This is a genomic window from Lacihabitans sp. CS3-21, from assembly GCF_024343675.1.
In the GTDB taxonomy this organism is placed as follows: Bacteria; Bacteroidota; Bacteroidia; order Cytophagales; family Spirosomataceae; genus Leadbetterella.
In genome coordinates, this window is the sequence record NZ_RJUD01000016.1 from 78,913 (window position 1) to 92,544 (window position 13,632).

General features: G+C 37.7%; 10 protein-coding genes. 4 read left to right on the forward strand and 6 right to left on the reverse strand.

Annotation, left to right across the window (positions count from 1 at the left end; genetic code table 11):
- Nucleotides 1-236 precede the first annotated feature (236 nt).
- The 4 genes from EGI24_RS11070 to EGI24_RS11085 all read left to right on the forward strand — a co-directional run bounded on the left by EGI24_RS11070 (nucleotide 237) and on the right by EGI24_RS11085 (nucleotide 5,086).
- A complete protein-coding gene (locus tag EGI24_RS11070) occupies nucleotides 237-1,553 on the forward strand; it encodes a UDP-glucose/GDP-mannose dehydrogenase family protein (protein WP_255048459.1) in 1,317 nt (438 codons plus the stop codon).
- 6 nt (nucleotides 1,554-1,559) lie between these two features.
- A complete protein-coding gene (locus EGI24_RS11075; protein WP_255048460.1) occupies nucleotides 1,560-2,531 on the forward strand; it encodes a UDP-glucuronic acid decarboxylase family protein in 972 nt (323 codons plus the stop codon).
- A 93-nt stretch (nucleotides 2,532-2,624) separates the two neighbouring features.
- Nucleotides 2,625-3,389 (forward strand): cupin domain-containing protein, encoded by a 765-nt coding sequence (locus EGI24_RS11080; RefSeq protein ID WP_255048461.1) that lies wholly within the window; start codon nucleotides 2,625-2,627, stop codon nucleotides 3,387-3,389.
- A 20-nt stretch (nucleotides 3,390-3,409) separates the two neighbouring features.
- A complete protein-coding gene (locus EGI24_RS11085; RefSeq protein ID WP_255048462.1) occupies nucleotides 3,410-5,086 on the forward strand; it encodes a DUF885 family protein in 1,677 nt (558 codons plus the stop codon).
- 4 nt (nucleotides 5,087-5,090) lie between these two features.
- Here the strand turns inward: EGI24_RS11085 and EGI24_RS11090 are convergent, their stop codons facing one another.
- The 6 genes from EGI24_RS11090 to carB form a co-directional block, all read right to left on the reverse strand.
- Complete coding sequence (locus EGI24_RS11090; RefSeq protein WP_255048463.1) at nucleotides 5,091-6,497, reverse strand: sulfatase; 1,407 nt, start codon at nucleotides 6,495-6,497, stop codon at nucleotides 5,091-5,093.
- Between the two features lie 12 nt (nucleotides 6,498-6,509).
- Entirely contained in the window at nucleotides 6,510-7,211 is a 702-nt protein-coding gene (deoD, locus tag EGI24_RS11095) for a purine-nucleoside phosphorylase (RefSeq protein ID WP_255048464.1), read from the reverse strand.
- 65 nt (nucleotides 7,212-7,276) lie between these two features.
- Nucleotides 7,277-9,706: an aldehyde dehydrogenase family protein gene (locus EGI24_RS11100; RefSeq protein ID WP_255048465.1), complete on the reverse strand. Its 2,430-nt coding sequence runs from the start codon at nucleotides 9,704-9,706 to the stop codon at nucleotides 7,277-7,279.
- 113 nt (nucleotides 9,707-9,819) lie between these two features.
- Nucleotides 9,820-10,773: a deoxyribose-phosphate aldolase gene (gene deoC, locus EGI24_RS11105; protein WP_255048466.1), complete on the reverse strand. Its 954-nt coding sequence runs from the start codon at nucleotides 10,771-10,773 to the stop codon at nucleotides 9,820-9,822.
- 86 nt (nucleotides 10,774-10,859) lie between these two features.
- Nucleotides 10,860-12,035: a phosphopentomutase gene (locus EGI24_RS11110; protein ID WP_255048467.1), complete on the reverse strand. Its 1,176-nt coding sequence runs from the start codon at nucleotides 12,033-12,035 to the stop codon at nucleotides 10,860-10,862.
- A 215-nt stretch (nucleotides 12,036-12,250) separates the two neighbouring features.
- Nucleotides 12,251-13,632: carbamoyl-phosphate synthase large subunit (gene carB / locus EGI24_RS11115; RefSeq protein ID WP_255048468.1), on the reverse strand; the 1,382-nt coding region annotated here is incomplete at its 5' end.

Consider the following 13,632-nt stretch of genomic DNA (forward strand, 5'->3'; position numbering starts at 1 on the left):
TTTTTTGGAATACTATTTTCCAAAATACAATTTTTATTTCCAATTTTTGGAATATAATAATTTGTTTTAATCTCAAAACATTACATGGAGTATTCAAAAAATGGCACTTAATGATGTTTTTTATTAAAAATGTACCTTTATTTTAAATTATATGTAAAAAAATAACCAGAATGTGTTTTTGGGTATCTCTTTTGTAATACCTTTGTCAAACATTCCATTTATTAAAATTATAAAATATGAAAATAGCTGTTGTGGGAACAGGGTATGTAGGTTTAGTTACAGGAACTTGCTTTGCAGAAACTGGTAATTATGTAACATGTATTGACATTGACACAAAAAAAGTTGAAAGTCTCAAAAAAGGTAAGATTACAATTTATGAGCCTGGTTTAGAGGTTTTGTTTGAAAGAAACAGAAAAGAGGGTAGATTGACTTTTACTACCGAACTAGCAGAAGGAATTAAAGATGCAGAAGTGATATTTTTGGCATTGCCTACTCCTCCAGGTGAGGATGGTTCTGCTGATTTAAAATATATAATTGGTGTTTCAGAACATTTAGGAAAAGTCTTGGATCATTATGCAGTAATTGTTGATAAAAGCACAGTTCCGGTAGGAACTGCCGAAAAAGTTTCAGCAAAAATAGCTGAGAATGCTAAAGTAGAATATGATGTGGTTTCTAATCCTGAATTTTTGAGAGAAGGTGTTGCAGTAGACGATTTTATGAAGCCTGATAGGGTAGTTATTGGAACGAAATCAGACAGAGCAAAAGCCATAATGGAAAGATTATACGCTCCTTTGGTACGTCAAGGTAATCCAGTTATTTTTATGGATGAGCGTTCTGCTGAAATGACCAAGTATGCGGCTAACTCATTTTTGGCCATGAAAATTACTTTTATGAACGAAATTGCTAATTTATGCGAATTGGCTGGTGCAGACGTTGACAACGTAAGAAAGGGTATTGGTACAGATAGCCGTATTGGTAAGAGGTTCTTATTTCCTGGTATTGGTTATGGGGGCTCATGTTTCCCGAAAGATGTGCAAGCATTAGGCAAAACAGCCAAGGAATATGGATATGATTTCAAGATTTTGAAATCGGTAATGTTTGTAAATGACCGTCAAAAAACCAAATTGATACCTCAACTAAAGGCTTATTTTGGTGGAGATATTAAAGGCAAAACGATCGCCCTTTGGGGATTAGCATTTAAGCCTCATACGGATGATATTCGTGAAGCACCAGCATTGTATAACATAAAAGCTTTGAAAAGAGCTGGAGCAAAAGTGGTTGTTTTTGACCCAGAAGCGATTCCAAATGTAAGAAAAGAGATAGGCAAAAAAGTAAAATACGCTTCTAGCCAATACGAAGCAGTACAAGGAGCAGATGCTTTGATGATCATGACAGAATGGCCAGAATTTAGAACACCAGATTTTGATAAATTGGGTGAAGCATTGAATAATAAAGTTATATTTGATGGAAGAAATCTCTATGAACTTAAAGACATGGACAAATTGGGTTTTGAATATTATTCAATAGGACGTGATACAATTAAAGCATCTTAATTTTATATGAAAAGAATATTAATAACTGGAGGAGCAGGTTTTTTAGGTTCACACCTTTGCGATAGGTTTGTGAAAGAGGGTTTTCACGTAATCGCCATGGACAACCTAATTACAGGTGATCTAAGAAACATTGAGCACCTTTTTAAATTGCCCAATTTTGAATTTTATCACCATGATGTAAGTAAGTTTATTCATGTGCCAGGTCAATTGGATTATATTTTGCATTTTGCATCGCCAGCCAGTCCAATAGATTATCTTAAAATACCTATTCAGACATTAAAAGTAGGTTCTTTGGGAATTCACAATTGCTTGGGATTGGCAAGAGTAAAAGGAGCAAGAGTTTTAATTGCTTCTACATCAGAAGTTTATGGTGATCCATTGGTCCATCCACAGACAGAAGAGTATTGGGGACATGTAAATCCAGTAGGTCCTCGTGGGGTTTATGACGAAGCAAAAAGATTCCAAGAAGCCATGACCATGGCTTACCATACCTACCATGGTTTGGAAACTAGAATAATACGTATATTTAATACCTATGGCCCTAGAATGAGATTGAACGATGGCCGTGTATTACCTGCGTTTATTGGTCAAGCCCTTCGTGGTGAAGATATTACGATTTTTGGTGACGGTTCACAGACACGTTCGTTTTGTTATGTAGATGACTTAGTGGAAGGTATTTATAGATTGTTGATGTCGGATTATGCTCAACCCGTAAATATTGGAAACCCTTCAGAAATAACCATCAAAGATTTTGCTGAGGAGATTATTAAACTTACTGGGACAACACAGAAAGTTGTCTATTTGGATTTACCAAAAGATGATCCAAAACAAAGACAACCTGATATTACCAAAGCCAAAGAAATTTTGGGTTGGGAACCTAAAGTTGACAGGGCAGAAGGGTTGAAAATAACCTACGATTATTTCCGGAATTTACCCAAGGAACGTCTTTTTGACGAGGCCATTCACAGAGAATTCTAGACATAAAATTTAGCAGCTATTATATATCCCACAAGGTTTAACAACTTTGTGGGATTTTTTTATATTTTTGGTTAAGTTTATCAACCCTTTTATATGAAAAATATACTCTTATTATTATTTATTATGAGTTCAGAACTACTTTTTGCCCAAAAAGATACATTAAAAAGTACTGTCTACAATTTTAAGAGTCTAGCCAAAATGGAGGATGAAAATCGAATTTCAACTTCAATTATTAAACCTATTGGTACAAAGTTTTTGGAAAGCTTGAGAATGCATCATACCACCCTGAAACCCGGACATCAGCTTCGCCCGTCCCATATTCAAGAGACGGATGAGGAACTGATTATAGTTCAAGAGGGAAAACTCACCGTTACGATAAATAAGGAAACTAAGGAACTTGGGCCTGGAAGCGTTATTGTTATATTAGCAGGAGATGATCAAATGATGAACAATTTTGGCAATACGAATGCAAGTTATTATGTATTGATTTATAAATCTAAAAAATCCCGTGTTGGCTTAGAAAAAGGCAAATCGGCCATGTTGGATTGGAATGAAACGGTTTTTAAGGCCCATGATAAAGGAGGTAGGAGAGATTTTTTCAATAGACCAACAGGAACGCTTGATAGGTTAGAAATGCATGTTACTTTTTTGAATGAAGGCCTAAAAAGTCATGAGCCGCACAAACATTTAGCCGAAGAAATCATTTTGATGATAGATGGTGATGCTACCATGAGCGTGGATGATAAGGTTTTTCAAGGTGGCAAAGGTGATTTGTTTTACCTCCCATCAGGCTCCTTTCATGGTATTCAGAACACGGGAAAAGGTCAAGCTTCATATTTTGCATTTCAGTTTAACTAATTTTAAAAATACTTCATCAGATGAAATTTACCATTTTTTTATTTTTAATTACATTTAATCTTTATGCCACTGATTTTAGTGAAATTGTAGCTAGTTATCAGGCAGATAAAGCAGCTTTGCAAAGAAAATATCCAAATAATCTATCTGAAGTTTATTTTGAGAGATTTTCGAAGTTTTACGCTGATGCAAAAAAAGACTTAGATAAACTTGGCTTTGAAGGATTAACCAAAGAGCAAAAGGTTGATTATGTGTTACTTAGGAATCAAATAGACAAGAGTAATTATTTCCATGGATTAGAGTTTAAGGCTTTCAATGAAGTGAAAAATGTGATCGAAAAGGCACAACCAATTTATGTTTTTAATGAAAGTAGAAAGGCCGGTGTCAATCCCAAGTCTGATAAGTTAGCCGCTGATTTTAATCAAGTAGAAAAGGAAATCAGAGCTGAAATAATAACGCTAAAGACTAAAAAACCTTACGATAGTTGGCAAAAGGCAGAATTGGCTGCGGATATTGTAAAGGAACTTATAAAGGCTACAGAAGAATCATACAAATTTTATTACGAGTACAATCCAGAGTTCAATTGGTGGATGCAGGCCCCAAATAAAAAATTGATGAAGACTTTGGAGGAATATGAGGGTTTGCTTAGGAAACATTTTTCAAATACCTTAGTAAAAGATGACGGCAGTGGTATTATTGGAAAACCACTAGGAAGAGATGCACTTTTAAAAGATCTCAGTTTTGAATTTATAGCTTATAGGCCTGAACAATTAATATCAGAAGCCAATAATCAGTTTGCTTGGTGCGAAAAAGAAATGCTAAAGGCTTCTAATGAGCTTGGTTATGGTAATGACTGGAAGAAGGCTTTAGAGCATGTGAAACAAACTTATGTGCCACCTGGCCAATGGCAAGAAGATGTGAATAAATTGGCTTGGGAAGCCATAAAATATGTAGAAGATCGAGATTTGGTAACTGTTCCTCCTTTGGCAAAAGAAACTTGGAGAACAGTAATGCTTTCGGCAGAAGCACAAAAGGTAAGTCCATTTTTCTTGGGTGGTGAACAAATTATGGTTGCTTATCCAACGGCCGCAATGGATCATGATGATAAAATGATGAGCATGAGAGGGAATAATCCGTATTTTTCAAGAGCCACCGTGCAGCACGAATTGATCCCCGGTCATCATTTACAACAGTTTATGAATCAAAGATATAAGCCTTATCGAAGAACGTTTGGGACCCCATTTTGGACTGAAGGTTGGGCCTTGTATTGGGAATTTAATCTCTGGGATAAAGGTTTTCCAAGAACACCTGAAGAGAAAATCGGTATGTTGTTTTGGAGAATGCACCGTTGTGCCAGAATCATTTTTTCACTGAATTATCATTTAGAAAAAATGACTCCACAGCAATGTATTGATTTATTGGTGGATAAAGTTGGACACGAAAGAGCCAATGCAGAAGCAGAAGTAAGACGCTCATTCACAGGTAGATATGGCCCTCTTTATCAGATTGCTTACATGATTGGTGGTTTGCAATTTTATAGTTTAAAGAAAGAATTGGTAGATGCTGGGAAAATGACTGAAAAGCAATTTCACGATACCATTTTACAAAATAACACCATGCCCGTAGAAATGGTAAAAGCAGTTTTAAAAGGAGAAGAATTGAAAAAAGATAAAATGGCCTCTTGGAAGTTTTTAGATTGATATCTTAATCCATATTGGGAGCACTAACATCTTTTGGTCTTAAAGGGTCCAATTCTATGCTTTTTTTCATTTCCAAGATATAAGTTTTTAGTTTATTTACAATTTCTGGGTTTGCTTTACTTACTTCATTTACTTCAAATCTATCTATTTTGAGATTGAATAGTTTTACTTTTTTTACCTCAAAATCAGTGATGATTTTCCAATCTCCATCTCTTGCAGCATAAAAATACCCCTCAGGGTCATCCGAAGGACGCATTTCGAATGCCCAAAATAAGGGTTTGTTTCTAGAAATTGGTTTTTCAGTAAACAAAGGTGAAATATCTATCCCATCTATTTCTCTGTCTTTGGGAATCGGCACATTCAGCATTGAAAAAATTGTTGGGAAGAAATCATATCCATGGATAGGTTCAGATGAAACCAAACCTGGTTTTATTTGGCTTGGAAATCTCATTAAAGCTGGTACATGAATGCCTCCGTCATAAAGGTCAGCTTTTCTACCTCTAAATCCTCCAGTGCTGCCATTGAGATTGATTTCATAAAACTTTCTCCACTGTGAGGTAACAGGACCATTGTCGCTGGCAAATACGACAATGGTGTTTTTATCCAGTCCATTTTTGTCCAAATATTTAAGAACTCTACCAATTTCGGAATCCATGAAGGTAATATTTGCATAATATTCACCTGGACCATTATCTTTAAGATTTACCAGATCGATATCTTCTTTGATATATTTATTGTATTTCTTTAAATATTTTGATGGACTTGCAATTTGTCCATGTACCTCATTCATAGGTAAATACAAAAAGAAAGGTTTGTTTTTATCTCTCTCATCAAGATATTGAATGGCTTTGTCCACAACAATGGTTCCTGAATACCCTTTAATTTTCCCCAAAGGTTTACCATCTTCAAAGAAATTAATTGGATCTTTATGATTTGGAATTGCGAATGCATGTAAAGCAGTCCATTTGTCAAAACCCGCATCTTGGGGCTGTGAATGCGTTTTTTCATTTAATCCTCCATTTAAATGCCATTTTCCAGATAAAAAACATTGGTAGCCATTGTTTTTCAAAAGATTGGCGATTGTAATTTCATGCTGCCGAAGATATACATTGTCACCTTCTGGAATCCAACTCTGAATGCCTAATCGATATGGGGTTCGACCAGTAAGCATGGAGGCTCTTGAAGGCGAACAAAGTGGAGATGGGCTATAAAAATTAGTGAATTTTATTCCTTGTTTCGCAAATTTGTCAATATTTGGGGTTTTTGCTATTAAATGGCCATAATTAGCCAAATCTCCATATCCCAAATCATCAATCAAAATAAAAACTACATTTGGTTTTTCATTTTGGGCAAAAGAAATATGGCCTTGAATCAAAAAAAATAGGCTAACGACAAATTTTCGTATATTCATAACTTCATGTTTTTAAGCCAATCCCAAGGCAATTTTCATCATATCATTAAAAGTATTTTCTCTTTCCTGTTGCGAAGAAGAGGTACCTGTTATGATGTTATCACTTACGGTTAACAATGCTAAAGCTTTTGCTCCGAACCTTTTCGCAATAGTAAATAATATTTGAGATTCCATATCGACACCTAAAACACCATGTTTTTGCCAAACTTCCCAACGATTCGGCTCTAGATCATAAAATGTATTGGTGCTAAAAACTGAACCAGTATGTGTTTTGATATTTAGCTCATTGGCAAGTTGATAAGCTTTGTATAGCAAATCAAAATCGGCCGTGGCAGCATAATGCATTCCCTTGAATAACAGACTATTGGCGTCAGCGTCTCCAGAAGCACTCATGGCTAAAATTACCTGACCAAGGTCAAGTTGTGGTTGGATAGAACCACAAGTACCTACACGAATCAAATTTTGACATTTGTATGTATTTATCAATTCATGGATGTATATGCCTGCACTTCCCATGCCCATTCCTGTGCCTTGTATGGAGACTTTTTGGCCTTTATAATTCCCTGTGAATCCGTACATTCCTCTTACTTTATTGTAACAGACTACGTCTGTCAGGAAATTTTCCGCCACAAATTTTGCTCTTAATGGATCTCCAGGTAATAATACGGTTTCGGCTATTTCTCCAACTTCCGCTTCTAAGTGTAAACTTCTCATTTATAATGTTTTATATGCGTTTGTTTTTAAATATGTTTTTGAAAATACAGGGTAAACTTGGTAATTTAGGCCCCATAAGGTATCCAAATATTTTTAATCTCAGAAGCATGTCTGAGAAATTCCATACCTTCTGATTGCTCATTATTCATCCAATTGCGGTATTTTCCGTAGTTTACCCAAGTGCGTTTCATGTTTTCAGCCGAAAGACTTTCAATATCTTTTGAGCTTTCTTTGTTTCCAAAGTACCAAAGTCCATCCACATCATAATGTTTGGCTAATTCTTTCGCCAAGGAATCTTTTGGTCCTGTGATGATATTTATTGTTCCTCCCGGAACATCAGAAGTGTCTAATATTTGATAAAAATCAGTAGCACTGAATGGTGCTGACTCTGAAGGAATCACAATAACACTATTTCCTAATGCAATTGCAGGAATTACCGTTGAAATAAACGCCAAAAGTGGAGCTTCGTCTGGGCAAACAATGCCCATTACCCCAACTGGCTCAGGCATGGCCAAAGTTACATTTCTTTGAATGGTTTGGTGAGCTTGACCATCGTATTTGTCGGCATGAGCGGCATAGGTGTAAATTCTGTCAATAGACTTTTCTACTTCAGCATCTGCATCAGTTTTGCCGTAACAACACATCTGAACCAATCGGTTTGAAAACTCCGACTTTCTTGCCGATAAATTTTCGGCAATATAATATAAAACTTGTGCTCTGGCGTGTCCAGTCATTTCTGCCCATTTGCCGTTTGCATGAGCAGCTTCTACCGCATTTCTGATGTCTTTTCGGCTTCCTTCTGGAGCCTCTCCAACTATTTCTCCTTGTGGATTTTTTATAGTGATGCTGTAACCACCGTCTGGTCGAGCCTGTTTGCCGCCAATATACATTTTGGCTGTACGGTTTATGCTATCTGTAATGGTTATTTTCGATTTTTGAACTGCAGGATTTATCGGTTTATCTGAAAACTGTTCCTCAATACGGGGTTTCATATATTCAAAAAGGCCTTCTTTGCCGCCTTCCCTTCCAAAACCAGATTCTCTATAGCCACCAAAACCCGAACCAGCATCAAAAACATTGGTGGAGTTTATCCAAACGGTTCCCGCTTTAACTTTTGGAGCGATGTCTAAAGCCAAATTGATGTTTTCTGTCCAAATACTACAAGCCAATCCATATCTCGTATTGTTGGCTAACTTTATTGCTTCTTGGTGCGACCTGAAACTCATGGCCACCAAAACTGGCCCAAAAATTTCTTCTTGTGCAATGGTACTAGAAGGCGAAACATGGGTGAATAGGGTAGGAGGATAAAAACAACCATCTTTCGGGCATTCCCAACTAGGTTGCCACATTTGGTTGCCTTCTGCTATTCCTTTTTGCACCAATTCATCTATGGTTTTTAATTGTACAGGAGCCACAATGGCCCCAATATCAATGCATTTGTCCATAGCATCACCTACACGAAGTTTTTCCATGCGGGCTTTTATTTTGTCATAAAGCTTGTCTTGGATGCTTTCCTGAACCAAAAGCCTCGAACCCGCACAACAAACCTGACCTTGATTAAACCAAATGGCATCTACAATTCCTTCCACAACAGAATCCAAATCAGCGTCTTCGAAAACGATAAATGGCGACTTTCCGCCCAATTCCAAAGAAACTTTTTTACCCGAACCCGCGATGGCTTTTCTGATGATTTTGCCCACTTCTGTAGAACCCGTGAAAGCAATCTTATGTACATCTTTGTGATTTACCAAGGCTGCCCCAGTAGAGCCTGGGCCTGTAATGATATTTACCACTCCCTTGGGAAGACCTACATTTTGACAGATTTCAGCAAATAAAAGTGCAGTCAAAGAAGTGAATTCAGCTGGTTTCAAAACCACAGTATTTCCCATTGCCAAGGCAGGAGCTATTTTCCAAGAAAGCATCAAAAGCGGGAAATTCCAGGGAATAATTTGGCCAATCACGCCTATTTCTTTGTAGTCTTTTAGTTCGGTATCCATTAATTGAGCCCAACCTGCATGGTGATAAAAGTGTCTGGCTACCAATGGAATATCTATGTCGCGGGTTTCTCGAATGGGTTTTCCATTGTCAAGAGCTTCCAAAACAGCAAATAATCTGGAGTGCTTTTGGATTTGTCGGGCAATGGCATATAAATACCTCGCTCTTGCTCTCCCACCTAGATTCACCCAGTCTTTTAAGGCTTTGTTGGCAGCTGTAACAGCCTCATTTACATCTCTTTCTGAAGCTTCGGCGATATTGGCCAAAACCTCCATATTCGATGGATTAATGGTTTCAAAATGCTTTTCGGCTTTTTTCCACTCTCCGTTTATGAACAATTCGAAAGTTCTGTTGTGTGCATCAAGAAATTCATTTGCTTGAGCTGCACTCTCGGGAGCTGGACCGTAAGCCATCGTATTAAATATTTCTTTTACTTTCATTTCTATATTTTTTCTCGCAAAGACGCTAAGAGTTGGACTTTGTCTATTTCCTCTTTTCATTTCACCTAAAAATCTGTTGACTGAGCGAAGCCGAAGGCAACAGCGTACATTTCATCTAAAAATCTGTTGACTGAGCGAAGCCGAAGGCGACAGATTTTTTTTTAAATCTAATTTTATGCCATTGCATGACGATAACCCGCAGAATATCTGCCTGTTACGTAATGTTCTAACTGTCGTTCGATATCTCCTAACAGACTACTTGCACCAAATCTGAATAAATTGGGATGCAACCATTCGTCGCCCAATTCCTCTTTCATCAATATTAACCAATCTAAGGCTTGTTTGGCTTTTTGGATTCCACCTGCTGGTTTGTAACCTACTTTGATTCCTGTCAATTCTTGGTATTCTCGAATTGCTCTTATCATGACTAAACTGACTGGTAATGTTGCGTTTACAGCTTCTTTTCCGGTACTGGTTTTTATAAAATCAGAACCCGCCATCATACTTACCCAGCTTGCTTTCGCTACTTTGGTGTAAGTCGGAATTTCGCCAGTGGCCAATATTGTTTTCATGTGGGCATCGCCACAAGCGGCTCTACAAGCTTTTACTTCATTGTAAAGTTCTTCCCATTTTGAATTAATAACCAATTCGCGGCTGATCACAATATCAATTTCGGTAGCCCCAGCTTCTACAGATTTTTTGATTTCCTCGACTTTCTGTTCAAAAGAAATTTTGCCAGCAGGAAAACCTGTTGAAACAGCTGCAATCGGAATTCCAGAATTGCCCAAACTTCTTTTGGCGTCGGCTATCATATTGTGATAGACACAAACCGCACCCGTGGTAATGTTGGCGTCGGCCATCTCCATAGCTTCCAAAAGGTCTTTTCTTACCGGAGAAATGGCCTTGGCACAAAGACGTTCAACATTTCCTGCAGTGTCATCGCCTGCCAAAGTGGTCAAATCTATACAAGTGATGGCTTTTAACAACCATGCGGCCTGAAATTCTTTCTTTACGGTTCTTCGTCCACCCAAACTGGCGGCTCTGCGTTCTACCGCCGACCGATTGATATTGATGTTTTCGAAGTATTGGGTGTCGAAGGGTATTCCTTCATTTCTTATTTCTGTCATTTTTATCTTTTTAAGATAATTATATTTTCAGCCAAATTTTATTTGATGTAAGTTCTATTCAAAAATATAAACAGTGATTATCAGTTTTATCCGTGTTCAAATATAAGCCCTAAATAACTCTCTCCTTGTGTTTTGTATTCTACCTCGAGATATTCAGCCACTGTGGCGGCTATATCCGCAAAGGAGTTTCTTACACCAAAATTAACGCCTTTTTTTATGTTTTTACCTATGTTTAGTATCGGAATGTATTCTCGCGTATGGTCATTGCCATGATGTGTCGGGTCGTTACCGTGATCTGCGGTGATAATGAGCAAATCATCATCCTTTAAGTTTTCCAACATTTCAGGCAAATAACTATCAAATTCCTCCAGACATTTGGCATAACCCACCACATCTCTTCTATGCCCAAAAAGCATATCAAAATCCACCAAATTGGTAAATACAAAGCTTTCGTTTGGATTTTTGATGGCTTCTATTGTATCCTTTATTCCATCCAGATTTGTGGCCGTTTTTTTATATCTCGTTATGCCTTTTTCTGCAAAAATATCATTGATTTTACCGATGGCAAAAACCCCTTTTTCGTTTTCTTTTAAAACATCCAAAACGGTTTCGGGTGGCAAAATGGCATAATCTTTCCTTCGGCTAGTGCGTCGATAATCTCCAGATTCTCCTTCGAAAGGCCGAGCAATAACTCTGCCCACTTCATATTCGCCTACCAACATTTCTCTGGCTATTTTGCAAATCTCATATTGTCTTTCAATGGGTATTACACCTTCGTGCATAGCAATCTGAAAAACAGAATCCGCTGAGGTATAGACGATTGGAAAGCCCATTTTTACATGTTCATCTCCCAAATCATCAATTATGGCGGTTCCAGAAGCCGAAATATTTCCCAAAGTTTTTGTACCAATGGCTTTTTCGAAACGCTCAATAAATTCTTGCGGAAAACCATTTTCTGTGAAAGTTGGGAATGGTTTTTCGAGAATAATTCCAGAAATTTCCCAATGACCCGTGGTGGTATCTTTGCCAGAAGAAACTTCAGTCGCCTTTCCAAAGGCAGCTGTTGGGCTGTCAGTTTTGGCTAATTTGTTGCTCAAATCTATGTTTCCAAGACCCAGTTTTACCAAGTTAGGTATCTGTAAATCAGAATATTGCTCGGCTATATGTCCTAAGGTATTGCTGCCTACATCGCCATATTTGGCTGCATCGGGCAGTTCACCAATACCTACACTATCTAATACAATTAATATTACTCGTTTCAAAATAAGGTTTGTTGTAGAAATAAACAGTAAAAATAATGAATTTTATGTTTTAAGTTTAGGATTGTGTGATTTTAGTTATGAATATTGAATTCAAATTTGTTATATATTTTTTGATGGTTAAAATCAATAATTTTTAATTTATTTCGACCCAATTTTAAAAAAAAAAGCCCCTCAGCAAATACCAAGGGGCTTCTAAATATCATAAAAATAGATGCTTACCTGCTCATGTACATATTCCTCTCAGAATATACTTGTAAGAAGAAATCGTCTGTGAGGTCTTCTATGAAGTAGATGCCTTCGCCGGTTGACTTCATCTCTGGGCCGAGTTCTTTGTTTACGTTCGGGAATTTATTGAACGAGAATACCGGTATTTTGATGGCGTAACCTTCTTTCACTGGTTTGAAATCAAAGTCTTTCACTTTGGCTCCCAACATCACTTTGGTGGCGTAGTTTACATACGGCTCTTGGTAGGCTTTGCATATAAACGGCACCGTGCGTGAGGCCCTTGGGTTGGCTTCTATCACATACACTTTCTCGTCTTTGATGGCAAACTGTATGTTTATCAGGCCTTTAGTGTCAAGGGCTATGGCGATACGCTTGGTATATTCTTCTATTTGTTTGATGACGTTTTCGCTCAAATCAAAGGCTGGCAATACCGCATAAGAGTCGCCCGAGTGAATACCTGCAGGCTCGATATGCTCCATGATACCGATGATGTAAGCATCAGTTCCGTCGCAAATGGCGTCGGCTTCTGCTTCTATGGCGTTCTCGAGGAAATGATCCAAAAGAATATTGTTATCAGGAATATCGTTCAGGATTTTCACCACATGTTGCTCCAGTTCGGTCTCATTGATGACAATTTTCATACTTTGGCCACCCAATACATAGCTTGGACGAACCAAAAGTGGGAAGCCTAATGATTTAGAAACTTCTACTGCTCTATCTGCAGTTCTTACGGTATCAAATGGCGGATAAGGAATGTCTAATTCTCTCAATTTTTCAGAGAAACGACCTCTGTCTTCGGCCAAATCGAGGGCTTCGTATGAAGTACCGATGATTTTGATGCCATATTTGGTGAACTTCTCCGCCATTTTTAAGGCTGTTTGTCCACCTAGCTGAACAATTACTCCTTCAGGTTTTTCGTGCTCGATGATATCGAAAACATTCTCCCAGAAAACTGGCTCAAAATATAGTTTATCAGCAATATCTGGGTCTGTGGAAACCGTCTCTGGGTTACAGTTGATCATGATGGTTTCGTAGCCCATTTCTTTGGCTGCCAACACTCCATGCACACAAGAGTAATCAAATTCGATTCCTTGTCCGATACGGTTAGGACCAGAACCTAAGACAACTATTTTCTTTCTATCAGATACAATCGACTCATTTTCAGGATTTTCTTCGGATGCTGAGAAGGTAGAATAGAAGTAAGGTGTTTTGGCTTCAAATTCAGCAGAACAAGTATCCACACATTTGAAAACTCTGTTGATGCCCATACCTTTACGCTTAGAAGTCACCTCGCTTTCTTTACATCTAAGCAAATGAGCCAGCTGTCTGTCTGCATAGCCTTTTTGTTTGGCGTCTAACAGGATCTCTTTTG

Excerpts from the sequence above, each read along its gene's own strand:
- EGI24_RS11085 (WP_255048462.1), top strand. The coding sequence starts at position 3,410 with ATGAAATTTACCATTTTTTTATTTTTAATTACATTTAATCTTTATGCC.
- EGI24_RS11075 (WP_255048460.1), top strand. The coding sequence starts at position 1,560 with ATGAAAAGAATATTAATAACTGGAGGAGCAGGTTTTTTAGGTTCACAC.
- EGI24_RS11070 (WP_255048459.1), top strand. The coding sequence starts at position 237 with ATGAAAATAGCTGTTGTGGGAACAGGGTATGTAGGTTTAGTTACAGGA.
- EGI24_RS11090 (WP_255048463.1), bottom strand. The coding sequence starts at position 6,497 with ATGAATATACGAAAATTTGTCGTTAGCCTATTTTTTTTGATTCAAGGC.
- deoC (WP_255048466.1), bottom strand. The coding sequence starts at position 10,773 with ATGACAGAAATAAGAAATGAAGGAATACCCTTCGACACCCAATACTTC.
- EGI24_RS11080 (WP_255048461.1), top strand. The coding sequence starts at position 2,625 with ATGAAAAATATACTCTTATTATTATTTATTATGAGTTCAGAACTACTT.
- EGI24_RS11100 (WP_255048465.1), bottom strand. The coding sequence starts at position 9,706 with ATGAAAAGAGGAAATAGACAAAGTCCAACTCTTAGCGTCTTTGCGAGA.
- deoD (WP_255048464.1), bottom strand. The coding sequence starts at position 7,211 with ATGAGAAGTTTACACTTAGAAGCGGAAGTTGGAGAAATAGCCGAAACC.